The sequence below is a fragment of the Halomonas sp. genome (assembly GCF_034520545.1).
Classification (GTDB): Bacteria; Pseudomonadota; Gammaproteobacteria; order Pseudomonadales; family Halomonadaceae; genus Halomonas.
Genome location: NZ_JAXHNN010000010.1, coordinates 102,034 through 127,244, shown reverse-complemented (window position 1 = coordinate 127,244; position 25,211 = coordinate 102,034). Strand labels below are relative to the sequence as shown.

The following is a 25,211-nucleotide window of genomic DNA, read 5'->3' as shown; positions in this document are numbered from 1 at the left end:
GAAAAGGAGTGTTGAAGACGGGAGCCTTTAAAATTGAACGAGTGAAAGCAGATTCAGGTATTAGTCAAAAAAAAGATAATGATTTCTACTTAACCCGAGAGTCCCGAACCGTGAGTTCGGTAATTCATGATGTTGACAATTGTTTTCATCGGCATTAAATGCCTTGACAGCCCAAGGTGTGAATATCATTCAAAGGTGTTCACTATAAGCTTGAAAACCCCCGAGGAACTCCAGGCTGAAGCAGTGAAAAAAGCGACTAGTAATGCTAAAACAAAGGCTCAAGGTATGGCAGAGGCGCTTGATGTATCGTTGGTAAGCTTGGTGGAGGTCGTTGAGGATGTTGCCCGTGTCAATCTCCAACCTGATTTCAATCGAATCCAGATCCAAAGATGAGGCCCTTGTCGTCCATGGCGATGCATAGAAGTGTTTCCGAAGAGCCTGAGGAGGGTCCCCATAAATCCGGATAAATCGAGTAAATGTAAGCGCTAGTGTTGATGTTGTTTGGAAAATCAGAGTCGAATACTGTATTAATTTTGATAAAAAATAACCAATAATTGATTATTCAAATTATTGAATGGAATCCAAAATTCATTCTTCGATATACCTGTCTTTCCAGCTATCGTTGATATTGCTGAAACATTTGCAGTTGGCTCCGGGATAACATGAGACCCTTCCTGGTTCAATCAAGCTAAGTCCATAAGCGACAGAGAGACGGTCGTAGTTATTCTTTGAGACTCCTGGCGCAACCAGATTATTGGGAATATTAAGTCTTCTTGGCGATGCTTTTAGCCATGTAAATCCAGGAAAGATTTTCAAATCATTTTTAAGTTTTCTGTAATATCGCATTTAACTTCCTCCCCCGCATAGAAAGAATGGAACACCTGCCAATTGATGCTCAGGAATATTGTAACGTTGTTTAGCATCATAGAATGTCCGACCACGAATTTGAGAAAGAAGACGTTTTTTATAAAAAGCAATATCTGGATCATCTACCTTTGAAAGAAAAGAAATTTTAACACCGCTGACATAATCCATGAATGATTCTGGCGTCTTTTCTAAAACTAACCTTTGGTCTAGGTGTTCTTGTAAAGAACTAAGGATGTGGCTATTTTTCGGCAAAACTTGACTCAGCGAATGCAGCCACTAAGAAAGGCGCTCAAAGTGAAGGTTATAGACGCCATTATCTTCAACCGATGTTGTGAAAAAAGAAAAGTTATCTCTTCCATTCTTTACTTCTACTCTGAATAGAGAAGAATCTACTGTTCCTGCACCTATGTCTGCCATTAAGTAGATATTATCTGCTTTTGGATCAAAGCTATCTGAAACCACGTAGCCATGTATCTGAGCAGCAATTTCTGGAATAGCTAGAACTTCAAATATTCTTCATGTTCCCTCTCTGCCCGCTCCATTTATTCTTTAATTTGTCTGAGCTTCGTACAGAAATAGTCTGGATGAAACGTTTCTGTGAAGCGCAATTGTTTCCTCATCTGAGGTTGAAGAGAAGCCAAGCAGCAGTTGATAATAACCCATAGATAGCCACGCTTCCTTCATCTTTATGCGCAGAAGGAATTCCTAGCAGCAAGGCGCCATAATAAGAAGAGTACTCCAGAATAGATGTCGTTGTTATGTTCCAGGAACCATGCACGAATCCTTCGTAAGAACAAGTGAAATGAAGGCCACAGCATGTTCGATTACTTCATTATCATCGAAAGATTTACTTTCAATAATTTTTAATTTTATGTCGTTTATTTTGACCACGTTCGAAGAGACGTCCGGAGATAGAGAGTATTCTCCACTTGGAGTCTTATATAAATTGCTCGGAAGAAGATATGCATTTATATCCGTTGAAGATAGAAACGGGACTGCAAATGCCTTGTCTAATATCCTGTCACCAACAACGGCTTTCACATATGAAGTACCAAAGTCCAGTCCAATAATTAATTCATGATCACTATCACTATTGATTGAGCCTTCAGGCCGGAATTACTTACCGTTGCTGAGGTAGATTGATCAGTTCATAGTTGTGCAAATTCGTCTTGAGTGGCAATGGAAGAAATATCGCCTGTGGGTGTTAATTTAGGGTGGTTTTCTATTTGTGAGTTTTTTGTGGGCTTTTTTTATTTTCGCCGCCACCCCATCATAAATGCTAATATCAACTCTTTTTATCCCGTAGTCTACATTTTTAGAACTGGGGTGCCCCACTGGCTCTGTAACCAAATTTTTTATTTTCACTTTTTTGTGAGCCACGAATAGCACGTACCGTGCTGTTTGCCAGCATTGGCCTCCCTTCGCTTATCTTTTTTATTACCACGGCCAAATAGGCCCGCATTTTTTTTCTGTTTTGTTCTCTTGTTGCTAGAAGTATTTTCAGTTCTTTCCATTGGTTTATTGTGATTTTCAGGGCTTTTTTGCTTCCCGCCTTTAACAGCGCTAATTCCATTGCCTTGTTTTTCATGCCTAGCCCTCTGATATCAAGAGACCTTGATCACACCACTAGAAACAAAAAGCGTTCTTGGCTCAATCTTGGATTTCAGATTCACCTCTGCAATCTTCTTGTCAAAAGAATTATTGAGTTTTTCAAGCCTGGCCTTGTTGGCCGGTATCATTCGGTGCTTTTTACTGTCAGATGAAGCCGACAGGGTTTCTATGGCTTTCACTATTCTCTCTCTTTCAATCGATTTTCTTCTTTCAATAGAGCTCGCCATAAGGTTTATCCTGTCCTCATTTTGTCTCTGCATGCTATATTGATAAGCGTTAAGCCTGTCTTCTGCGGCTTCCCTGCAAAGCTCGAAAGTAGAAGCAGCAGTCGACAGGGTCAATCCCCGTTTCGTGCCGATAGCCAGTCATTACCATTCATTGCCGCTTTATTAATTATCAATTCTGATTCATCAGAGCTCAATACATGGTCGGCACCAATTTCAGCCACTGCATACTCCATCTTTTCTATATCCAAGGCACCAGATACTGAGCACATATGTATTGAAAATACGTAAATGCCTTTGTTGATATCAGGAGATTTGTTTGAACTTACTTTTATTGAGTTTACTGTATAGGGCCTTTGTTTAGCATCAAGCTTAGAAAGATTAAATGTGATAAATCTGACGAGGGGGTGCTCCTGAGTGATGCGTTCGAAACGAGGCGAGTTATCCCTATGTTGATTATCAAATATTAAGGGAGGGGGTAAATTTGCTAGTACTCGAAGTTTTTCCTAGGGAGGTGATTTTGCTTAACATAATTCCTCGAAACTAGCTTTGGCATCTACTGATAGATCGCAGTAGCATTTTGTCTGAGTGTTTCGTTGAGAGTTCTGAGAGCCACAAGCCGTGAACCTTCATCAGTGTGACGTAAGATAATCTTTAACATAAAGAAAAAAGGTCATCTCCGCTTATGAATCTGCCTGCATCCTTGGCAGATTTGCACGTCTGCTCTGTATGAAGTCTCCATGTGCAATAAGGTGGTTGGCCTCTTTTCGAGAAGCTCTTGATCTTTTTGATTCCTTTCGATAGCCACTCGTGCAAGCTCGATCTTCTCTTTTCTTCCTCTAATTTGCTTAATTTATGCGTAAAAATCTCCTTTGTGATTTTGTTGGTTGCTTCGCCTAGAGTCAGCTTCAAGCTCCCCCAGAGACCCTTCGAAGACGTTCAGCCTAGCTAGAAGCCTGTCATATATGCGTTCATCAATCGTGTCTGCAGTATACAAAATTCCATATCAAGATTCTTTCCTTGGTCTGACCAATACGATCGATCCGGCCAATCCTTTGCTCAATTCGCATTGGATTCCAAGGAAGGCGTCAGTACAGTATCAATAAGTAGGGCTTGTACGGAGACTGCGGATCGGTACGTCCTCTGAGGCTGCCTCTGAAGAAAGAAGAATCCTCGATTTCATGATCTTCTTTGAATCTTGTTATCGCTTCGTATTTATTCATACCGCCGTGGAGGACAAGTGACCTTATACCTTTTTCTTTAAGCCTGTCGTGGAGATAGGCGAGAGTGCCTCTGAAAAAAGCAAATAGTAATACTTTGTTGTCTGGATTGTCTTCCAGTACTGTTCCAAGTTATCATGGAGCGATAGGAATTTTGAGTCTTGTTGCTTTAGTGAGTGATAGTCACCCACGTCTTTAGATATCTCTACCAGTCGTTTTACAAGATTTCCAACAGCGGCGACTTCACTGCTGCTTCCATCCTTGTGGACTTCGCTGGTAGTGTCTGAAGTTGTATCATCTACGTTTTCAACCAGACTTTCCACACCATGTCCTACTTCATACCATCTCTGACATGCGGCTGCCATGCAACTGGACATTTGCCGTTGTGGTGTAGTTAGAATAAAACCTGTTGAAAGCCCATGGTCGATGCAGTAATCTCTAACTTCTTCCGTAACAATATTGTAGAACTGTTCTTCTGTTGGCGTCATGTTAACTTTTATAGCAGTTGGATGGCGACGCGTTCTGTCTGTCTGTACATCTCTTTTTAGTGTGCGGGTCAGGATTCTGCTGAGGGGGTTTACCTTTTCAAGATCATAAGCAATTTGAGATTTGAAGGCTGGTGATTGAAAGTCTTTTTCGCCAAGAGATCGGGATGAAAGGTGCTCTAATTGTTTGCTGTTTCTAAATATAGGAGAGTCTATCGCCTCTCGAATTAATTCATGATAGCTTTCAGGTGTAGCTTTTCCAGAAAGCACAAGACTTCGAAGTTTTATAAGTGGCTTGTTGGCTTCAATAACTTCATCAAATGATGTTTCATATGGAAATGAACCTTCGTCTAGTAAGTTTAACAGGTTGAATAAATCACGGCTATGCAGCTGAATGGGTGTTGCAGATAACATGACAAGGCTTTCGGTAATTGGCCTGATTAGTCGGCCTAGCTTATGAGTCTGCGTCCCTTCGTTCCTCAGGTAGTGAGCTTCATCGATTATCACGAGGTCTAGGAGAGGAGTGTCGCTAGCCGAGTTTTCTATAAAACGTGCTAATTTTCCTGAGGCTGAGATGTTGCCGGAGCTTTCATAGTCCTTCGGAGGGCGTAAGCCCTGAATGCTGCCTATAACAGCAAATTCGTCATAAGGGTTTCTAACAGATGATTGTAAATTTTTTAGCAATGAGTCAGCGTTGACGATGTCAGCTTTAACCCCAAATCTTTCAATAAGTTCAAACTTCCATTTTCTCAGTCGGAGACTGCTGGGCAGCAACACTAAAAGTCGTTTGGCATCAACTCTTGCCTTCAGTTCAGTCCATATCAACCCAGCCTCGATCGTTTTTCCCAAACCCACTTCATCTGCGATAAGGATGCCATTGCTAGGCGAGTCGAGGAAATTGACAACTGGTTTAAACTGATATGCCAGAAACTGAGTATTAGTCGTAAAGTCAGGTGCTAGGCAGATGAGGTTGGTTTGCTTAGCCTTCCACTTAGTCCGGTGGTAGGTCATTGAGCGCCTTATATTGGTCGCTGAGTTCCAAGTCTCCCCTGTCTAAATAAGTCATAGGGCTTTAAAGGTTTAGAGTCAACGGGTTCAAGAGCTGAAAAAATGATAAAGTCTTCAGCGCCATCCATAAAGGTGACTAAGACCCTGTCGCCCTCCACCCTGACCATCCAGATCTCTCCCGACAACGCCTACTCTGGAAGGATTTGCCTTTAGCCTGACTTTACCACCTGGCTTAACAATTCTGGTGACGGCCATTCCATAAATCACCTATAAAAATTTATCGGCTATGCTGTTTTGTGAAGAGGCCATTGCCCATTAAAACCACGCAACATTGATGATTGTTACGGAATAGTGATCCATCTTCACGCCCCGGGTACTCCGCAAAAAACGCCCAGGCTTCTTCATAATCCTTCTCCCGATCAGGGCGGGTGAAGGGGGCGCGGGATTTGACGGTCTTTTGTAGGGGCCCGTCGGGGAGGGTGTCGTCAAGATAGGTCTTGCGGACGATGCCCTGGGTCATGTTCTGGATATCTTCCCAGCCGAGGGCTATTCCGTACTCGGTGCGCTCGGCGGTTTCGATGGAGTAGTGGATGTCGTTGTCCAGGTCCTTGGCTGTTGGCTCGGCGGGGCAGGCCGACGCCGACGAGGCCCTTGCTGGGGGTGAAGACGATGCGGCCGGAGGCGTCGTACCAGGTGTCGGCCTCGTACTGGCGCATCACCGAAAACTGCACGCGGTAGATGGTCTTGAGCTCTTCCAGGGTCATGCCCAGCGCCTGGGCGACCAGCACATCGATCTCGACCAAGGCCTGGCGGCGGGCGTAGTCATTGCGCAGGGCGCAGTGGCGTTGCCACTCCGGGGTGAGCTTGGCGAAGAAGTCGTGATCGAGCAGCGGGCTCTGGCTGGCCCAGCGGGTTTGCTTGAAGTCGTCCTGCCAGCAGGATTGCCATAATTCAGAATATAACATCGTTAGAGAAGTAAGAGCTAATAATCTAGCATGAGACCGAGAATCCAGATCTTTAATAACAGGAAGTATCTCTGGCAGTGTCTGAAAGAAAATTCGCTTTTCCAGTTGACTTTATATAGACGTCAATGGGGATTGATGTTGTCAGTGCTGTAAAGTTTATTAATTCTTCATCCTGGGATATTCACCGGGCAGGCCTGAAAATGAAGATGGCGGCTGGTATCCTCTTGATAAATCAGAAAGTTCGACCAAGAACCTGATTCCAGAGGACCAACCGCCATGGGTGAAACCCTAACGACCTGGTCGCCCTCCTGCAACGGCTCCCTCAACGTCCAGCTCAGCGGCGACGCGACCACCAGTGATGCCGGCACCTTGTTGCTCCGTGAAGCCCTCGATCGCAGCGGTGCCGTCGAGGCCATGGAAGACCACCTCGTCGACCCGCGGGACCCGTTGCGAGTCCGTCATTCGCTGGCCAGTCAGATCCGCACCGTGGTGCTCCAACGCGCCATGGGCTGGTATGACCTGAGCGATACCGGCACCCTCCAGCAGGACCCGCTCTGGCACTTGGCATGTAGCGATGCCCGCGGGCTGACTCCCTTGGGCCAGGCACGTCCTTCCCAAGCGACTCTGTCGCGGCTACTCGGCTGTCTGGGGATGGATGACAACATCGATACGCTTCACGAGGGCTTGCTGCGCCTGGCCATCTGGCGGCTGCGCTCGCTACACGGGGGCCACCGCACCAAGCACTTGACCCTGGATATCGACGGCCTGCCGATCGAGGTCTTCGGCCACCAGGGCGGCTCCGCCTTCAACGGCTACGCCGGTGCCCGCATCTATTCGCCGCTGATCGCCTCCATTGCCGAGACCGGTGATATGGTCGGCGGCCTGTTGCGTGCGGGCAATGTCGGGCCGGCCGAGGATGCCGATACCTGGATTCCGCATCTGGTCCAGCGCATGGCGGAAGGCCTGAACCTGGACGTGGCCCAGATACAGGTGCGCCTGGATGCCGGCTTCACCGATGGCGAGACGCTAACGGCCATGGATACCCGGGACATCGCCTATCTGGGGAGATTGAAGAGCAACTCGATATTGCAGGCCAAGGCTGAGCCTTACCTCACCCGGCCGCCCGGCAGACCGCCCGAGACACCCCGCGAGTGGTGCCATGACCTGGAATACCAGGCGGAAAGTTGGGAGTCCCCGCGGCGCGTGGTGCTGGTGGTTCAGGAGAATCCCGACGACCTGCTGTTTCATGCGTTCTTCCTGGTCACCAACCTCAACAAGCTCGACTACCCACCGGAGAAGGTGCTGGCACTCTACCGCAAGCGCGGCAAGGCCGAGGCCCACATGGGCGAGCTGAAGTCGGCGCTCAACGTTCATCTCTCGTCGACGGACCGTGGCGCCTCCACGGTGCAGGACGTGATGGCACGCAACCAGGCCAACCTGTTGTTGAGTCTCTGCGCCTATCAGGTGCTGCATGGGCTGCGCTGCCTGGTCGAGGGGCAGACACAGCAGGGCTGGAGCCTGATACGGCTGCGGGAGCAGCTGCTCAAGGTCGCGGCAACGATCACGGTGCACGCCCGGCAGATCACGCTGCGGCTAGGCGCCGCCGCGGACCGATGGTGGCCCTCGGCGCTGAAGGCGCTACCGCGATTGGGCGCCTTGTCGTAGCCCTCCCCAAGACAGCACGGATAGCCACCGAGATCGGCATCTCGCCGAGGATTCCCCGTGGCCAATCGACAGCTATCAATAGCTGATAGCAATAAAATCGACAAAAATGAGAACATAAAGCTATCAATGCCGCGCCGCTCAGAGGCGGGATCCGGCGGTCGCTCAGTCAGCCCCGTCGGGAAGCCCTGAAATGCCGCTCGCCGAAGGCCGTGATGAAATAGGCGGGTCGAATGGGCTCCGGCAGATCGACGGGGAAGTGTCTGGCCTCATAGGCCTCGACCAGCGTCAGACGCTTCTTGATACTGTACGCCCTTCAGGCGTACAGTATGAGTACAGGGTTCCATGAATCAGGAGGCTGCCATGTCAACTGTCCAAGAGGATATGCCCGACACCGTGAATGAGAAGGCCACCACGCGGATGTACTTTCGGGCCAAGCCGAGCATCAAGGCCACGATCCAGCAGGCAGCGGCGTTGTCGGGGGTCGATGCGTCCACTTTCGCCATGAGCGCCGCCTACCACTCGGCTATGCAAACCCTCGCCGCCCACCAGCGCACCACGCTTGAGGCAGTGGACCATGAGGCCTTCTTCTCCGCACTGGACAATGCTCCCGCGCCGACCGAGAAACTCCGCGAGGCCTTTTTGCAACGCGACAGGACCTCGGAGTCGCGGTGAAAGAGGTCAACCCGGAAGGGCGCAATATCATCGAGCCGCTTGATCCTGAGAAACATGATCGAACGGCTTTTTCATGTGGTGTTTCGAAAGTCGATAATTTCTTCCGCCAGACGGCCAACCGGCTCGCCAAAGCCAACAACTTGCGCACCTTCGTGCTGGTAAGCTCTGGCGGCGACGTCATGGGGTTCTATTCATTGAATGCTCATGCCGTCGACTATACGGATCTGCCTAACCGATTTGCACGACATCGCCCCGGGCACGGCAGTATCCCGGCTGCCTACATTTCGATGATCGGCGTGGATCGGAAGTGCCAGGGGAGCGGCCATGGGGGGGTCCTGCTGGCCGATTGCCTGGCGAGGATCGCTCATGTGGCTGAAGATCTGGGCATCGCTGTTGCGATGCTGGATGTCCTCGACTGTGGCGACCCCCGACAGGTCCAGCGCCGTCAGATGCTCTATCAAAGCTACGGCTTCCAACCGCTGCCTTCCAACCCACTCAGGATGTTCATGCCCTTGGCAACGATTCGCCAACTGGTTGGGGGCTGAAGACTGGATACCAAAGCCCGGTATGACGACAGCCTCTGGATCGGTGGTCAGCTTCAGCGCAGTGGTTGTGAATGTGGCGTCCCGGCATCTGCCAGAAAAGTGCGAGGCTTCTCAGACATCATGGCAAGAGCCCAAGTCGTTGCAACTGTTCGAGGAAGCGCCCCTTGCGCCGATGCTCGGCCACGATTCTGGCCAGGCGCTCCTCGAAGGCGGCCTGACTACCGCGCTCAGTGGCCAGCTCACGCAGGTCTGCCAGCAGACTGGCGGCCGACTCGTAGCCCTTGGGCTGCCGACGGCCAATCTGGCTCAGCACTTCCTCCCAAGCTTGCTCGCCCAACCTGGCCACCTGGGCCATTCGCTCCCGGCGCTGCTTCTCTTCTGCCGCCGCCTGCTCCGCTTGCCGGCGTGCCTTTTCCTTCAAATAGGCCTGGCGATGTCGCTCGTGAGAGGCGTCCGGCCTGTATCTTCAGCTCGGCCACGCTGCGCCGAGGCGGCTGATCCGCCTGACCATACTGGCGAAGGCGTCGCTGCAGTTCGGCTGTCACGCTGCCGTCACCTTCCAGCAGGCGCCGTAACAGCGCATTCTTTTCATGCAGAGGGAGGGTTACGACAAAGCCCTCGACCTCACTGCCGGTAGGTGCCCTCTCGCCGGACTCAGCAGCCGCCTCCACCAGCATGGGATCGAGCGCCATGAACTCGGCCAGCGCATGCTGACTGGAGGTCAGGGGGCCAATACCTGGCAGTGGCTCCAGGACTTCTTCGCGGATATGGCCGGCCTGCACGGACCACAGCCAACACAGATAGAACAGCCGCAGGTCACCGGAGAGCAGCTCTTGGCGCAACCCCGCCAGCGTCCCCATCCAGCCGCTACCATCGTCGAATTCGTCCCAGGCGGCCTCTTCATCACCTTCTACATCTATGTCGATCAGCCAACCATCGGGGGTCTGACGGACCTCCAGCAGATCACACTCATCCAGCTGGAAGACGTCCAGATCCGCCAGAGAAAGGGCCGTCCCGGGAAGCCGAATCAGCAGGCGCTTCGTTCCCCACATCGCCACATAGACATGCAGGTCGAAGAAGCGCAGCAGCAGCCGGGTGGGGTCGGCCTTCAGGTTGCCCCACTCATAGTGGTTGGTGAAGCTGGTTGCCGTAATGCGTGCCCGGCTGGAAATTGTGCGCAGCGCCCGCTGGTCCTCCACGCTCAAGGGCCGGTCCACAGCTAGGAATTCGTAGTACTGGTATTCACTCATGGTTCGTTATTACGGCTCCTGACAACGAACTTGGAATTATCTACCCAACCAGTCGAAGCGGTAGTCGGTCATGACCATCTCGGCGGTACGACCTTCCTTGAGCGGATCGCCAGGCAGAGCCTCACCGCAGAAAGGGCAATGGCTGATACCGATGGCCGCACACCAGAGAGCATCACCCTCCTGCTCCAGCATATGGTACAACTCCAGATCTTCTTCCCTCGCATTGCGCTCGAAGTACAGACACCAGCGCCAGTACTTATCCTCTTCGAGAAAATTCTCGGCCAGGTGGATGTACACGCCTTCTGCCGGCATGTACCTGCAAGAGTGTTGACGGTCCGCCATTATTTCCGATTCCTGTCTCTCTCGGCCTGCAGCGCCTGCATCAGTTGCTCGATGCTGCGAAGGTTCTCCTCGTAGTGCGAGGATTCCATATCCCGCTTGGCAGCAATACCCGGTGGCATACCCCGTTCGGAGGCCTTACGGCCGCCCCGGCGAAACCCGGCCTGGATCGGCTCGAGCATGAACTCGATCTCCTCCTCGTCCAGCCTTTCCGGATCGAAGTGGCCGCCCATGGCGTCCAGTAGCATCTCGCCGTTCTCGTCGCCGCGCCCGGCGGCGGCGTCCTTGAGCGCGGCGAACCCTATGGTGCCGCCAATATCCTCAGGCGGGCAGGCCATGGCGCCATCGATCAGCCGTGGGCAGGGGTTGGTCTCGGCGAGGCCGGTTTCCTCCACCACGATGCGATGCAGCCAGTCGTCGCCGAAATCGTAGAGGTAGTGGAAGGTGTTGTCCTGCAGTCGCGAGGCGATGGCTTTGAGTTTGGCGTTACGCGCCAACGCGATGGGCCGGTCGCTCCAGTCGTCCGGCTCGCCATAGTAGCGGCCGCCGCACTCAAACTCGAAGAGGTGGGAATCTTCCCAGCCCATAACAACCTGGATGACCTCGTGCAGGCGGTGAAGGTTGATCTGCTCCGGCACCAACAAGGAGCGCCAGACCAGGGGATCGGTGTCGAGCAATTCGATACGCAGGCGAATGTCGGGCATGGCATTTTCGGCTTCGGCTGACAGTGGTGACGAAAAGGATCACGCCAGCTTAATCACCTGGCGAGCGAAGTCGAGCAGGTCATCGGTATGTTTCTGGATGATGGCGATAACGATGGGTATCTGTACCGCCTGATAGTCATGCACGGCGATGTTGCGAAATCCCGTCATCTGCTGCATGACCCTGGCCAGCTCAGGGGTGATCAGTTGCGCCTGGGCGAGCATCTCGAAGACATTCCGTGAGCTTTGCGGCAACCCCAGTTGCCGGAGCCGGATCAGGCGGTTGCCAGCATCGATGGCGGCTTCACAGGCACGCTGCAGGTTCAGGATGGCGGCATCCTGGCGCGTCTGGTCGATCTCGAAGGTGGCGGGGTCCTTATCGTACTCTTCGCGTACGCGCGCCACGCAGCGTTCTATGGTGGCCGCCTTGTTGAGCAGGACCTCATCGGCCATGAACGGTGCCTCGCTGCTTGATATCGTCAATCAGTCCACGCCGCTGGATCTGCAGATCCCAGTATTCGCTCAACACGGCAAGCTCGAATTCGTCGGCGCCGCTTCCCTGGCTCCACAACCGCAACCCCTCGCTGATCACCTGGTACTGCATGACCGTCGTGGCTCGACGCAGGTCCACCAGGTCGACATCGCGATCCAGCCGATTGGCCAGCGTCGCCATCAGATCCCAACGCTGCTCTGCCGAGAGGGGACTCGGCAGCAGGACGGCCAGGTCGACATCGCTTTGAGGAGAAGCATCGCCTGTCACCTGGCTGCCAAACAGATAGACAGCCTGCAAGCCCGGCAAGGCATCGGTTAGTAAAGTGACGCAGTGTTCCCGTTCAGATGTTGCCAGGCTCGTGGTGGACTCCAGCATACGAATGACCGGTTCGGCGAGTAGTGTCGCAAGCGTACCACGTGATTGCTTTTGCAAGGCGGGCACGACCTTTCCGTTTTTGTTAACTTTGCTTCAGGCTTGCGCCTACGCAAGGGAATGCCCAAGGAGCCTGCATGCTGCCGAGTGTCGTCGCCCATGAACTGCAACTGAGCCTGCATGATTACCTTCGGGCGGCTTTTCCGATTTCCACGGCACTCTTCCGTGGTACCGGGGAGCAGGGCGAGACGGCGCTGATCGAGCGTTTCTTGACCACACCGGGCAAGCTGCTCAAGGGACCCTATCTGTCGCTGGGCCTGCCGTTCCGCCGTGATGATCGGCCACCTCCTTTTCGCCATGTGAATCCAGGCTTCCCGCCCTACTGCCACCAGCAGCGCGCCTTCCAGCGCCTGTGCGGCACCGAGAAGCTCTCGACCCTGGTGGCCACCGGGACCGGTTCGGGCAAGACGGAATGCTTCCTGTTGCCGATTCTCGACCACTGTGCGGCGCTGCGCCATGACCCGGCCGTCACCGAGAAACGTGGCATCAAGGCGCTGATCATCTACCCCATGAATGCCCTGGCCAGTGACCAGGCGCGGCGCTTCGCCCGGGAGATCCACAAGCTGGACGGCAAGCTGACCGTGGGGCTGTTCACTGGCGACGACCAGGCGCAGCCGGCGAAGACCATGAGCCCGGAAGGCGTGATCACCGATAAGGAGACCCTGCGCGAGCACCCACCGGACATCCTGCTGACCAACTACAAGATGCTGGACTTCCTGCTAATGCGGCCGAAGGACCAGCCGCTGTGGCGCTACAATGCGCCCGGTACCCTGCGCTACCTGGTGGTGGACGAGCTGCACACCTTCGATGGCGCCCAGGGCACCGACCTGGCCTGCCTGATCCGTCGCCTGCGCGAACGCCTACAGGCCGAAGACGAGCTGGCCTGCGTGGGCACCTCGGCCACCATCGGCGATACCGACGCCTCCCAGCAGTTGCGTGACTACGCCGGCGAGATCTTCGCCACCCTCTTCGACACCGACAGCCTGATCCTGGAGGATCGCCTCTCGGCGGAGGAATACCTGGCCGAGGCGGCAGGCAAGGTCGGCGAGCCGGTCTTTCACACCTGGCCCGAGAGCCTGGCCGAGCGACGCCAGCTCGACCCTCAACGCTATGATCGGCCCGAAGCCTACCTGGCATCCGCCTTCCGGCAGTGGTTCCCCGCCGGTGATGCCGAACCCTGCACCGATCCGGCGGCGCTAGGCAATGCCTCTCACCCCCGCCATGACGAGGCGCGCGTGGCCCTGGGTATCGATCTCAAGCGCCACGATGCCTTTCATCGCCTGTTGCGCGACAGCCAGGGCGTCACCGACCTGCGCGGCTTGCTGGCCAGATGGAAACGCGAACGACGCCTGACCGAGGAGCCCGAAGTGCTGCTTCACAGCCTGCTGGCGTTGGTCTCGGCCGCTCGCGAGGCGATGGAAGGCGAGGATGGCTCGCCAATACGGGTGCCGCTGCTGACGGTGCGCCTGCAGCTCTGGCTTCGCGAGCTGAGCCGGATGGTGGCCAGTGTAGCGGAGACACCCGAACTCACCCATGCCGACGACGATCCTCAGGGCAAGCCGGCCGTCGGGTTCCCCGCAGGCCAAACAACCGATGACGCTCCCCTGCGCCTGCCGCTGGTGCATTGCCGCGACTGCCATGCGGCGGCCTGGGGCACCCTGAAACAGGAGGATGACCGCCATGTCTCGCGTGATCTGGCGGCCTTCTATCGGGTCTACTTCCAGCAGGGACCGGATCTCTGCCTGCTCTACCCGCTGGCGGATGACATCCAGCCGCCCGAGGATCGCGTGGGGCAGATCAAGCAGCTATGCAGCCGCTGCGGGTCGCTGCACAACGGCGAGGCTCGCCGCCGATGTGCCGGCTGCGAATCGACGGACTTGTTGAGGGTCTGGCAGCCCGGCCTGCAGGAGCGCCGCAAGGAAAGACTGGTCGCCAGCACCGATCACTGCCCCTGGTGCCGCTCTCGGGGCGGGCTCTCGATCCTCGGTTTTCGCGCGGCGTCGCTCTCCAGCACGCTTCTGGGCCGGCTCTATCAGTCCCCCTACAATGATGACCGCAAGGCCATCGCCTTTTCGGACAGCGTGCAGGATGCCGCCCACCGGGCGGGTTTTTTCGAGGCGCGCACCTGGCGCCAGGCCCTGCGCCAGGCGCTGGATGGCTGGCTGTCCGCAGATGGCCAGGGGCTGTCGCTGGATCAACTGGGCGATGCATTCGCCGCGGCCATGCACCGCCAGGCCGGCAGCGATGCGGATTTCGTCGGCCGCTGGCTGGCCCCCAACATGGCCTGGCTGCAGGATGCCGATACCCTCCAAGCCGAGGGAAGCCTGCCGGCGGGTAGCGATCTGCCCGAGCTGGTCGGCAAGCGGCTGGACTGGGAGGTGCATACCGAGCTTGGCCTGCGCAGCCAGATCGGTCGCACCCTGGAACGCCAGGGCCGGGCCAGCCTGGCGCTCGATCCGGCGCTGCTCGAGGCCGCCGCCGAGCGCCTGGCCGGAGACTGGTCGGAAGAGCTGCCGGGAATGGGCACGGTCGACAGCCTCCAGGCAAGACGCTTCCTGCTGGGCATGCTCCACCGAATGCGCATTCGCGGTGCCTTCGATCACCCGGCGATCACGGACTACGTCAAGGAAGGCGGTCAGACCTGGTTCTTCCGCAGCCGGCCCTTCCTGCCCAACTATGGTCCGCGCTCGGCACCGCCGGCCTTCCTGACCCTGGAGCCGGCCACGAGGACCTTCGACAGCGTGACGGGCTCGAAGCAGAACTGGTACGCCGCCTGGTTCCTCAAGCTGCTGGAGGCCGACCAGGCCCTGGCCGGAGATATCGCCCAGGCCTATCAGCTGGCGTTGCGGGCGCTGGAACGAGAAGGACTGGTTCGCCCGATCGCCCAGTTCCGCCAGCACAGGGTGTGGGGCCTGACTCGCGCACACTGGCGGGCCGAGACCCAGTTGCTGGCCCTGCGCTGCTCGGGCTGCGGCCAGCGCCACCAGGTGCCCGCCGCTCAGGTGATGCTCTGGCAGCAGTTGCCTTGTTTGCAACCCTATTGCCGGGGCCGGCTGGCGGTGGCCGAATCCCCGCGCTGGGAGATCGCGCCCTCGCGCAGCACCCCCACCCGGGTGGTCAGTCACGAGCATACCGGGCTACTCGATGCCGATACCCGGGCACGGGTCGAGCACTCCTTCATCAACGGCGACCGCCCCTGGGACATCAACCTGCTCTCGGCCACCCCGACCCTGGAGATGGGCATCGATATCGGCGATCTCTCCTCGGTGCTGCTCTGCTCCACCCCGCCAGCCCAGGCCAATTACCTGCAGCGCATCGGCCGCGCTGGGCGCCGTGACGGCAACGCCCTCAATGTGACCATCGCCAACGCGGCGCCCCACGATCTCTATTTCTATGCCGAGCCCTCAGAAATGATGGCGGGCAGCGTGCAGACACCCGGTGTCTTCCTGCAGGCCACCGCCGTGCTCGAGCGCCAGCTGCTGGCCTACGCCTTCGACCACTGGGTCAGCGAGGCGGCGGCTGCCGGCACCCTGGACGACACCATGCTGCCGAGCCGCCTTTCACAGGTCCTCGACAATGTCCTGCGCGATGCCCGAAACGGCTTCCCTTATCCCTTGCTGGCCTTCATTCGTGAGCGACAACGGCCCCTGTTCGAGGGCTTCTGCGCGCTGTTTCCCGCGCTCGGCGAGGACGCCATCGAGCATCTCAGGGTCTATCTGCAAGGCAACGCCGAGGACAGCCGCAGCCTCGAATACCGCATCACCGACCGTCTGTTGCACAAGGCCAAGCAGCGCGAGAGCTGGCAAGCCACCATCCGCGATTACAAGAACCAGCTGGAGCGTCGCCGCAAGGCGCCCGACGACGAGGCCAACCGCGAGGCCATCGCCGCCATCACCACCGAACGCCAGGCATTGATGCAACTGTCCAAGCGCCTGGGGCAACAGCACACCCTGAACTTCTTCACCGATGAGGGACTTTTGCCCAACTACGCATTCCCGGAGGAAGGCGTAACCCTGAACGGCGTGGTGGTGCGCTCGGTAAGCAAGGCACAACGTGCAAAAACCGGCGCAGCGGACAACGAGAAAACCGCCGGCAAGCCCTATGAGATCGTCAGCTACGACTTCCAGCGCCCGGCACAGAGCGCGCTGGTCGAGCTGGCACCGGAGAATACCTTCTATGCAGTGGGCCGCGCCCTGAAGATCGACCAGGTCAACCTGCGGCTGAGCGATGTCGAACAGTGGCGGCTATGCAACCACTGTCATTTCAGCGAGAACCTCGCCAAGGGCGATATCCATGGCGCCTGCCCACGCTGCGGCAGCCCCCAGTGGGCCGACGGTGCCCAGAAGCGCTCGCTGCTGCGCCTGCGCGAGGTCACCGCGAATGTGCGTGACCGTGACAGCCGCATCGGCGATGACAGCGAACAGCGCGAGCCGTCCTTCTATACCCGCCAGATGCTGACCGACATCGCCCCGGGTAGCGCACGTTTCGCTTACCGCATCGATGACCCGGAATGTCCGTTCGGCTTCGAGTATGTACCCCGGGCGCACTTCCTGGAGATCAATTTTGGCCGCCATGACGACCAGGCACCGTCGCTGGCCGTGGCCGGCGACGAGCGCCCTCGCAGCGGCTTCCGGGTCTGCAAGCATTGCGGCAAGGTACAGCGCGCCCAGATGAAGGCCTTCGAGCGCCATCAGCGCTACTGCAAGCTGGCCGGTCGTGATGCGGTGGAACAAGAAAGCGACTTCTTCGATAGTCTCTTCCTCTATCGCGAGCTGGCTTCCGAAGCCCTGCGCCTGTTGCTACCGCTCTCGGATGTGGCGATTTCCGACACAGCGCGCCATTCCCTGATTGCCGCGCTGCACCTGGGCCTCAAGGCGCACTTCCGCGGTAGCGTCGATCATCTGCGTATCACCGAACAGCAGACTCCCGGCGACATGAGCGGCCCCTCGCGCCACTACCTGGTGATCTACGACAGCGTGCCCGGTGGCACCGGCTACCTGAAGGAGCTGATGCAGTCGCCCGAGACCCTGCTCGGCATGCTGGAGAAGGCCTTCCGCACCCTGGATGCCTGCGGCTGCCAGGAGATCCCCGAGCTGGACGGCTGCTATCGCTGCCTGCTGGCCTATCGCGAGAGCCGGCACATGGCCAAGATCTCGCGGCGCCTGGCTCGCGACCTGCTGGGGCGCATCCTCGAGCGCCGCGATTCCTTGATAGCGGTTGAAGGGCTCGAGCAGGTCGACCTCAATGCCCTGGTGGAAAGCGAGCTGGAGCAACGATTCATCGACCGCCTGCCGACCCTGGCACCTGGCATTCGCCTGGTACCCGAGCTGATCGACAACAACCCGGGGTGGAGATTGACCCTGCGGATCGGCGAAAACCGGCTGACCAGCTGGCGCATCGAGCCGCAACGCAACCTGGGCCCCACGGACAACGTCGAAAGAGCCACCCGGCCGGATTTCGTGCTGTGGCCCGCCGCCGAGGACAACCGCTGCGCACGCCCCGTCGCTCTCTACCTGGACGGCTTCCAGTACCATCATGATCGACTCGATGATGACACCGCCAAGCGCCAGGCCGTGCTGGCATCAAACCGCTTTCATGTCTGGACCCTGGGCTGGCGCGACCTCAACGATGAGCCGGTTACGGGGGCTCTCTGGTCCCGTCATGCCCCGGGCCACCTGGGGCAGTCCTACGCCGGCCTGGCCGACAAGCTGAGCCTGGCCAGTCGCCACGATGGCCTGAAGGATCTCCATGAGAGCTCGCTAGCCTGGCTGCTCGAATACCTGCGCGCACCCCGGGAGACCGCTCGGCGACTCGCCGAGGCGGGCATGGGCCAGGCCTTCCACTGGCTGGATCAGCGCACCCTGAAAGAACCGGCGTTGCGCCAGGCCATGGAGCAGGAGCTGGCGGAACGGGCACCGCCAAGCATTCGTCATGCCCTGCTCACCGACCCAACCGGCGAGAAAAGCACCCGCCAACTGCTCGGCGGCGCCCTGGAGGCGCTGGGCAACGGCACCGACGAAGGAGACCTGCCTGGCGCCGAGGTGGCGGTCGGCATCGCGGCAGAGGCGCTGAAGGATGCCCGTCGGCTGGGGCACGAATTGCACCTTCACCTGAGCCTGGATGATCGTCATCTGCCACAGAGCCCCGAGGGCGAGGCACGCTGGCGCACCTTCTGGCATGCCGCCAACCTGCTACAGTTCCTGCCGCGCTTCTCGCTGTGTTCCATGCGCGGGGTGGCCAATCAACTGGTGACGGATGTCGTGGCCGAATGCCCGCTCCAACTTTCCCGTGGCGAGCCTTCTCCGGCAACAGAAGACACCATCGCACGAGGCTGGCAGGCCTTGGTCGACGACGAGCTCACCCTGCTGCCACCCGAGTGGGTCCTGGCGATTGGCGAGCGTGGCCTGCCAGTGCCCACGCCGGGACTGGACATCCTGGACGCTAACGGGGAAGCCAGCATTACTCTGGAACTAGCCTGGGAGAAGGAGCGCGTCGCCGTGGTTATCGCAAACGACCAGCCTGCCGGCTGGCAGCAGGCACTCTCCGACTGGCGCGTCGTGACACCGGAAGATGACAACGCCATCGAGCGCCTGGCGGACTGGCTGAGCATCGACAAGAGGAGTGACCCATGAGCGAGATCACCGTCGCGCTGTCACAGGAGTTTCTGGAGGCCTATGCGCGCATTCCGCGGCGCAAGCAGGGCAAGGTCATGGCCATGGTCACCAAGTTCCGGGAAAACCCTCGCTCGCCGGGGCTCAACTACGAAACCCTGGCCACGCCCGACCCGAACCTGCGCTCGATCCGTGTGGATGATGAATACCGCGCCATCGTGCTCAAACCCGAGTCTGGCAACGTCTACGTGCTGATGTGGGTCGACAAGCACGACGATGCCTACGCCTGGGCCAGTCGTCATCGCATCGACATCCATCCCCAGACCGGCAGCCTGCAGATCCTCGCCTCCAGCACCCAGCCGTCACCGGACGCCACCGCCAAAGCGGCAAACGAATCGCCACCGGCCTCGGAAGACCTCACCGCGGCAGAAGGCGAACCGCTGTTCGCGATACGCGACAGGGAGCTGCTGCGCCTGGGCGTGCCTGAATCGATGCTAGCGCCGGTCAAGGCACTGACCCGCGAAACCGAACTCGGCGACCTGGCCTCGCGCTTGCCAGAGGAAGCATTGGAAGCTCTCACCTTCCTGGCCCAGGGCGAGCCGATGGACGAGGTGCTGGAAATCTACGGGGTGCCCGACCAGCCACAGCCGATCGATCGCGAGGACTTCGCCGCCGCCCTCAAGCGGCCCGACAGCCAGCGTCGCTTTCGGGTCGTCGAAGAGGAACGCGAGCTCGAACGCATGCTCCAGGCGCCCTTGGCCCACTGGCGCGTCTTCCTGCACCCTTCCCAGCGTAGGCTGGTGGAGCGGAACTGGAACGGTGCCGTGCGCGTGCTCGGCGGTGCCGGCACCGGCAAGACGGTGGTGGCCATGCATCGTGCCCGCTGGCTGGCTCGGCGGCTGATCGAACGGCTGGATCGCCAGGACGGCAGCCGGGTACTGCTCACCACCTTCACACGCAACCTGGCCACGGACATTGAAAAGCATCTGCAACAGCTATGTGAGCCCGATGAACTGGCCCGCATCGAGGTAATCAATATCGACCGGCTGGTATCGCGACTGATCCGCCAGCCCGGGGCACCGCGCCTGGTTTATGACAGCCAGAAGGACTATCGCGACACCTGGAACCTGGCCCTCCAGGTGCGCCCCAGCGACCCCGATCTGCCGGAGTCCTTCTACTGGGAAGAGTGGAAACAGGTGGTTCTGCCTCAGCATGTGTTGACGCGACAGGACTATTTCCGGGCTTCGCGTACCGGCCGCGGCGTGGCACTCAACCGCCGTCAGCGTGCCGCCCTGTGGCCGGTGTTCGAGGAGATGCGCAGCCAGCTGAGCCACGCCCGACTGCGGCCCTTCGAGGACGGGGTATTCGAGGCGATCGCCATGGCCGAACGCGGCGAGCTGGCATCACGCTTCGCCCATATCATCGTCGATGAAGCCCAGGACTTCGGCGCCGAGACCCTGACGCTATTGCGACAGCTGGTCCCCGAAGGCGAGAACGATCTGTTCATCGTCGGCGATGGCCATCAGCGTATCTACGGCAGGCGGGCGGCGCTGTCACGCTGTGGCATCAACATCCGCGGACGCGGCAAGAAGCTGCGCATCAACTACCGCACCACCGAGCAGACTCGACGCTTCGCCGTGGCACTGCTCGAGGGCCAGGATATCGACGATCTCGACGAGGGAAGCGATAGTCAGGACGATTACAGCTCCTTGCTTCAGGGCCAGGCACCGGAGGTCACGCATTATCCGGATTTCGACGCCGAGATGGATGCCCTGGCCCAGCGACTCAAGACCCACCTGGCCGACCACGACGAGGAAACCCTGGAAAGCATCGGCGCCGATTGCTGCGTGGCCGCCCGCACTCAGCACCTGCTGAACCAGATCGAAGGGGCGCTGAAAGATCGCGGCGTAATGACGCTTCGGGTCTCCCGAGACGCCGCCGACGATACGCAACAACCCGGCATCAGGCTGGCGACCCTGCATCGCGTCAAGGGGTTGGAGTTCCGCGAGATGCACATCGTCTGCGTTAACGATGGCGTGATACCGGCCAAGTCCGCCTCACACACCGACGACCCGGTGGAAAAGCGCAACCGTGAAATCAACGAACGCGCCCTGCTGCATGTGGCGGCCACTCGTGCCATCGAGCGGTTGTATGTCTCAAGCCACGGCCAGCCCAGTGCCTTCCTGGGAGAGTGAGATGGCTTAACGCTCTCGCTGTATGCGTCGATTTGACGCAATGGCCAAGCAATTCACGAAAGACAATGAAGCCTTCGCACGACCTGGAGGCCGAGATTCGTAGAACCACCGCGGCCCGGCATTTCACCGTGCTATGGCCGGATGCGTTGGAAGACTCGCGACGGCGACGGCTAGAATGATGAGCAGGCTTCCCTATCCAAGGTGTCCCCCATGTCCCGCAACGAAAGAACCATCATGGCCTTCGACCCGGCCGGCAACGAGTACTTTATCGACATGTTTGTCAGTGTCAGGGATCTCAGCGACCTGCAACATACCGGGGCCATCAGCGACGGCCCCTCCTCCTTTCGGACCCGGGAGGGCCACTCGGTCACCCACCTCGGGGGTGGTGAATTCGCCGTGATGGTACCCGGAGAGGAAGAGCCGATTACCGTCAGGACGGAAGATCCTGACTTCGTGTGAGAAATTTCCGTACCCCGCTTGACCCGGTTTTCCTGGTCGCCGCCATTGCATGACCTGAGTCATGCAATGGCGGTGAAATCATCTGCCCCCCTCGGCGAGAACGCTATAATTCAATGAATGCCATCTCGGCAGCGCCCACCGCAGAGGAGGGACGACACCATGAACCGGACGACGCATCACGTAGTGCCGAATGCCAAGGGAGGCTGGAACGTACGCAGAGGCGACTCCCGAAACTGCCGGCATTTTGCCACCAAGAAGGCCGCCGAGGCCTATGGCCGGCAGGTCAGCTTCACCCAGAAGACCGTGCTCGTGATTCACCGTGAGGACGGGAGTTCTCCTCCCAGCAACGTCCAGGACTAGCCGCGGTTACCTACTACCGCTATGTGCCAGCATTCCCTGAGATTGGCCCGGGAGCTGGGTTTCATCGCCATGCAGTACAACTGCACCGGAGATCTTCGTGATGGGCATGCCGGTCTGGAATGATCTGCCCGAAGCCGCTCAACAGGTAATGAAGGCGGCCGCTCAGGAAGCCGCCGAGCATGAGAGTCAGGTCAACGCCGACATGCAAGCAGAGCAGCTGGCGGAGCTGCGCGAGGCCGGAATGCAGATCGTCGAAGAACCCGATATTGCCGCCTTCCAGGACGCCGTGGCCCCGGTCTACGAGAAATATGGTGAGCAATTCGGCGACTACCTGCCGCGCATCCAGGAGGCGCTGGGGTTTCTGGCCGTCCTGGTGGCTCTCCATGCTCAGGGTGTCCCGTTGATGGTGGTCACCCAGCAGATGTTTCAGGGCATCAACTCCTTTGCCCTAGTGGCGGTGCCCATGTTCATCCTGGCGGGCGACCTGATGGCCCAGGGCAAGGTGAGCGAGAAACTGGTGGATTTCGCCGATTCGCTTTTCGGTTTCCTCAAGGGCGGGCTCTCCATCGTCTCGGTGGGGGGCCGGCATGTTCTTCGCCGCCATCTCCGGCTCCGGGGCCGCGACCACCGCCGCGGTAGGCTCGAGCCTGGTGCCGGAACTACGCAAGAAGGGCTATGAGCCGGCCTCAGCAGCCAGTCTTATCGCTGCCAGCGGCACCATCGGCGTGGTGATTCCACCCTCAGTGCCCATGATCATCTATGCGGTGATCATGCTGGTGATCGCCACCTCGGCGGTACTCAGCTGGACGCTGTCCACCAACCCGTTCGTGATCATGCTGCTGGTGGTGGCGGTGATACTGCTCACCGGAGTATTCATCGAGACGGCCAGTGCCTTGATCATCCTGACCCCGGTGCTGCTGCCGCTGGTGACTCAGCTGGGTATCGACCCGATCCACTTCGGCCTGATCATCGTGGTGGGGCTGGCCATCGGCATGATCACACCGCCAGTGGCGATCAACCTCTATGTGGCCTCCTCGGTCACCCAACTGCCGCTGGAGCGTATCACCCGCGCTATCATCCCTTACCTGCTAGGACTGATCAGCGTGCTGCTGCTGGTGGTCTATGTCCCGATACTGCTTGGCCTTTCCGGCTAGGAGCCCGGTCATTGAAGAAGGAGAATGCCCGATGCATCGATCGATAACGCCTGCCGCCGGCCTGCTCGCCCTGGCCTTGCTCGCCGGTTGCACCACCTACACCTGGGAGGATGGCCGCCGGGAAACCGTGTGGGGCGTGCCCGCCGAGGACGAGACCAAGACCCGTGAGGAGCGCCAAGCCGAGGGCGTCGAGTACCGCCAACCCGGCGAGTTCCCCGAGTGACGACAGCGCCCTGTTGCGGTCCTATGGCCTGCGAAACACCACGCTGAGGTTATTGGCCGGCATGGCCACCACGCGCTCGAGGTCGAGGCCACATCGCTCGGCTTCGGACGTCACTGCGTCCAGGTCACGGATGCCCCAACACGGGTCGCGGGCCTGGAGGTCCGTATCGAAGGCCGCATTGGATGGGGCCGTATGGCGTCCCTCCCGCCTGAACGGCCCATAGAGGTAGAGCACCCCAGCACGCGCCAGAGAAGTGCCAGCGCCCGCCATCAGCGCCTCGGTGACCGTCCAGGGCGAGATATGCAACAGGTTGATGACCACGATCGCCTCGAAGGGGCCGTCGGGCCAGTCATCGGGATCGGATACGTCGAGCCGAATCGGGGCGGCCAGGTTGCGTAACCCAGCCCCTTCGCACCATGCGTCGATGGAGGCAAGTGCATGGGGGTTGGGATCGCTGGGCTGCCACCGCCAGCCAGGCCTTGCCCCGGCAAGGTACACGGCATGCTCACCGCTACCGCTGGCCACCTCCAGCACACGCGCCCTCTCGGGCAGCAGATCCTGCAACACCTCGAGGATCGGCTGGCGATTGCGCGCCACGGCGGGACTCTTCAGGCGTGGGTCCTTCATGGTGCTCCTTATGGCCGATTCCTCGGGAGACGGCTACTTCCTGCCCCTGGACTTGCGTGACGGGACACCGCCCTTGGGGTGCGTACGTTTTGCCGGCTTGCTCCCAGGCTTTCGAGAGCCAGACGTTTTTCCCGGCGGTGGCTTTCCAGCTTGAGACTTGGCGGCATGAGACTTGCTGGCCGTCTTGCGTGTCGCCGGCTTGCCGCCATCACCCTGCCGAGAGGTATCGCGCTTCTGCCCACCTCGCTTGCCGGTAGCGACCTTGCGGCCCTTGTTCCGGTTCGACTGACGGCCCTTGTTCTTGGTCGACTGGAGGCCCTGAGCCTCAGAGGAAGAGTGCTCGGTCAGGGAGAGAATCGTCGCTACCTCGGAGGACGTCAGGTCCCGCCACTCCCCGGGGGCCAGACCCTTGAGGGATACGTTCATGATGCGGATTCGCTCGAGCTTCACCACCTCAAAGCCGAATACCTCGCACATGCGGCGGATCTGGCGGTTGAGTCCCTGGACCAGGGTGATATTGAAGACGAAGCGCGACTCCTTGACCACTCGGCACTTGCGGGTGACCTCACCGAGGATCGGCACGCCACCGCCCATGCCGGCGATGAAGTCATCGGTGATCGGCTTGTCGACGGTGACCCGGTACTCCTTCTCGTGCTGGTTGCTTGCCCGCAGGATGCGATTGACCAGGTCGCCCTTGTTGGTCAGGAAGATCAGCCCCTGGGAATCCTTGTCCAGCCGGCCGATGGGAAAGATGCGGGCGCCATGCTTGACGAAATCGACGATATTGGCCTTCTCGCCGGGATCCGTGGTGCTGACGATGCCCACCGGCTTGTTGAGGGCGATGAACACCAGATCCTCGTCTTCCAGTTCCAGCGGCTCGACAACCTGGCCGTTGACCTTGACCACGCTGCCCGGGAAGACCTGGTCACCGGGGGTGGCGCGCCTTCCATCGATATGGACATTGCCCTGCTCGATGTAGCGGTCAGCTTCTCGCCGCGAGCACATGCCGCTCTCGCTGATGTACTTGTTGATCCGTTTCGAGAGGGTCTGGGCCATGGAACGCGTCCGGAACGAAAAAGAGAGAAAGCCGTGTTAGCAAGGCACT

At 58.4% G+C, this 25,211-nt stretch carries 23 protein-coding genes and 1 pseudogene; 12 read left to right on the top strand and 12 right to left on the bottom strand.

Going from position 1 to position 25,211, the window contains the following annotated elements; all coding sequences use genetic code 11:
• The first annotated feature begins 210 nt into the window (after positions 1-210).
• Positions 211-393: an SIMPL domain-containing protein gene (locus U5L98_RS09080; RefSeq protein WP_322557998.1), complete on the top strand. Its 183-nt coding sequence runs from the start codon at positions 211-213 to the stop codon at positions 391-393.
• 453 nt (positions 394-846) lie between these two features.
• Here U5L98_RS09080 and U5L98_RS09075 read toward each other — a convergent pair whose 3' ends face one another.
• From U5L98_RS09075 to U5L98_RS09055, 5 genes are all read right to left on the bottom strand, one after another.
• Positions 847-1,035, bottom strand: coding sequence for a hypothetical protein (locus U5L98_RS09075; protein WP_322557997.1), 189 nt, complete (start codon positions 1,033-1,035; stop codon positions 847-849).
• Between the two features lie 1,147 nt (positions 1,036-2,182).
• Positions 2,183-2,455: a hypothetical protein gene (locus U5L98_RS09070; protein ID WP_322557996.1), complete on the bottom strand. Its 273-nt coding sequence runs from the start codon at positions 2,453-2,455 to the stop codon at positions 2,183-2,185.
• A 16-nt stretch (positions 2,456-2,471) separates the two neighbouring features.
• On the bottom strand, positions 2,472-2,819 hold the full coding sequence (locus U5L98_RS09065) for a hypothetical protein (RefSeq protein WP_322557995.1): 348 nt from the start codon (positions 2,817-2,819) through the stop codon (positions 2,472-2,474).
• A gap of 1,129 nt (positions 2,820-3,948) precedes the next feature.
• The gene (locus U5L98_RS09060) at positions 3,949-5,418 is read right to left on the bottom strand and encodes a DEAD/DEAH box helicase (RefSeq protein WP_322557994.1); all 1,470 of its coding nucleotides are present in this window, start codon (positions 5,416-5,418) and stop codon (positions 3,949-3,951) included.
• A gap of 482 nt (positions 5,419-5,900) precedes the next feature.
• Positions 5,901-6,380 carry a hypothetical protein gene (locus tag U5L98_RS09055; RefSeq protein ID WP_322557993.1) on the bottom strand — a complete coding sequence of 160 codons (480 nt, stop codon included), beginning with the start codon at positions 6,378-6,380 and terminating at the stop codon, positions 5,901-5,903.
• A 276-nt stretch (positions 6,381-6,656) separates the two neighbouring features.
• Here U5L98_RS09055 and U5L98_RS09050 point away from each other — a divergent pair, with 276 nt between their 5' ends.
• From U5L98_RS09050 to U5L98_RS09040, 3 genes are all read left to right on the top strand, one after another.
• A complete protein-coding gene (locus U5L98_RS09050) occupies positions 6,657-8,045 on the top strand; it encodes an IS1380 family transposase (RefSeq protein WP_322557992.1) in 1,389 nt (462 codons plus the stop codon).
• Positions 8,046-8,405: 360 nt separating this feature from the next.
• Complete coding sequence (locus U5L98_RS09045; protein WP_322557991.1) at positions 8,406-8,717, top strand: DUF1778 domain-containing protein; 312 nt, start codon at positions 8,406-8,408, stop codon at positions 8,715-8,717.
• On the top strand, positions 8,714-9,262 hold the full coding sequence (locus tag U5L98_RS09040) for a hypothetical protein (protein WP_322557990.1): 549 nt from the start codon (positions 8,714-8,716) through the stop codon (positions 9,260-9,262). Before U5L98_RS09045 ends, U5L98_RS09040 begins: the two co-directional genes overlap by 4 nt.
• Before the next feature lie 239 nt (positions 9,263-9,501).
• Here the strand turns inward: U5L98_RS09040 and U5L98_RS09035 are convergent, their stop codons facing one another.
• From U5L98_RS09035 to mntA, 5 genes are read right to left on the bottom strand one after another with little or no spacing between them, the layout of a single operon-like run.
• A complete protein-coding gene (locus tag U5L98_RS09035) occupies positions 9,502-10,512 on the bottom strand; it encodes a hypothetical protein (protein WP_322557989.1) in 1,011 nt (336 codons plus the stop codon).
• A gap of 36 nt (positions 10,513-10,548) precedes the next feature.
• Entirely contained in the window at positions 10,549-10,809 is a 261-nt protein-coding gene (locus U5L98_RS09030; RefSeq protein ID WP_322557988.1) for a hypothetical protein, read from the bottom strand.
• A gap of 44 nt (positions 10,810-10,853) precedes the next feature.
• Complete coding sequence (locus U5L98_RS09025; RefSeq protein ID WP_322557987.1) at positions 10,854-11,555, bottom strand: plasmid pRiA4b ORF-3 family protein; 702 nt, start codon at positions 11,553-11,555, stop codon at positions 10,854-10,856.
• Positions 11,556-11,594: 39 nt separating this feature from the next.
• Positions 11,595-12,005 carry a type VII toxin-antitoxin system HepT family RNase toxin gene (gene hepT / locus U5L98_RS09020; RefSeq protein WP_322557986.1) on the bottom strand — a complete coding sequence of 137 codons (411 nt, stop codon included), beginning with the start codon at positions 12,003-12,005 and terminating at the stop codon, positions 11,595-11,597.
• Positions 11,995-12,486, bottom strand: coding sequence for a type VII toxin-antitoxin system MntA family adenylyltransferase antitoxin (mntA, locus tag U5L98_RS09015; protein ID WP_322557985.1), 492 nt, complete (start codon positions 12,484-12,486; stop codon positions 11,995-11,997). Before mntA ends, hepT begins: the two co-directional genes overlap by 11 nt.
• Positions 12,487-12,554: 68 nt before the next feature.
• Between mntA and U5L98_RS09010 the strand changes: the two genes are divergently transcribed.
• From U5L98_RS09010 to U5L98_RS08975, 8 genes and pseudogenes are all read left to right on the top strand, one after another.
• Entirely contained in the window at positions 12,555-19,109 is a 6,555-nt protein-coding gene (locus U5L98_RS09010; RefSeq protein ID WP_322557984.1) for a DEAD/DEAH box helicase, read from the top strand.
• A complete protein-coding gene (locus tag U5L98_RS09005) occupies positions 19,106-21,283 on the top strand; it encodes a UvrD-helicase domain-containing protein (protein ID WP_322557983.1) in 2,178 nt (725 codons plus the stop codon). Before U5L98_RS09010 ends, U5L98_RS09005 begins: the two co-directional genes overlap by 4 nt.
• A 210-nt stretch (positions 21,284-21,493) precedes the next feature.
• Positions 21,494-21,742, top strand: a complete 249-nt coding sequence (locus tag U5L98_RS09000) for a hypothetical protein (protein WP_322557982.1) — start codon at positions 21,494-21,496, stop codon at positions 21,740-21,742.
• A 159-nt stretch (positions 21,743-21,901) separates the two neighbouring features.
• Complete coding sequence (locus tag U5L98_RS08995; RefSeq protein WP_322557981.1) at positions 21,902-22,102, top strand: DUF2188 domain-containing protein; 201 nt, start codon at positions 21,902-21,904, stop codon at positions 22,100-22,102.
• Between the two features lie 76 nt (positions 22,103-22,178).
• Positions 22,179-22,457: pseudogene (locus U5L98_RS08990) on the top strand (C4-dicarboxylate ABC transporter substrate-binding protein); the annotation flags it as partial.
• A gap of 48 nt (positions 22,458-22,505) precedes the next feature.
• Positions 22,506-22,781 (top strand): TRAP transporter large permease subunit, encoded by a 276-nt coding sequence (locus U5L98_RS08985; protein ID WP_322558934.1) that lies wholly within the window; start codon positions 22,506-22,508, stop codon positions 22,779-22,781.
• The gene (locus U5L98_RS08980; protein ID WP_322557980.1) at positions 22,690-23,256 is read left to right on the top strand and encodes a TRAP transporter large permease subunit; all 567 of its coding nucleotides are present in this window, start codon (positions 22,690-22,692) and stop codon (positions 23,254-23,256) included. The genes U5L98_RS08985 and U5L98_RS08980 overlap by 92 nt, the downstream gene beginning before the upstream one ends.
• A gap of 31 nt (positions 23,257-23,287) precedes the next feature.
• Entirely contained in the window at positions 23,288-23,479 is a 192-nt protein-coding gene (locus U5L98_RS08975; RefSeq protein ID WP_322557979.1) for a hypothetical protein, read from the top strand.
• Between the two features lie 21 nt (positions 23,480-23,500).
• On the opposite strand, the gene U5L98_RS08970 is transcribed toward U5L98_RS08975, so the two are convergent.
• Complete coding sequence (locus U5L98_RS08970) at positions 23,501-24,106, bottom strand: DUF938 domain-containing protein (protein ID WP_322557978.1); 606 nt, start codon at positions 24,104-24,106, stop codon at positions 23,501-23,503.
• A 33-nt stretch (positions 24,107-24,139) separates the two neighbouring features.
• A complete protein-coding gene (gene rluF, locus U5L98_RS08965; RefSeq protein ID WP_322557977.1) occupies positions 24,140-25,162 on the bottom strand; it encodes a 23S rRNA pseudouridine(2604) synthase RluF in 1,023 nt (340 codons plus the stop codon).
• Positions 25,163-25,211: the final 49 nt, after the last annotated feature.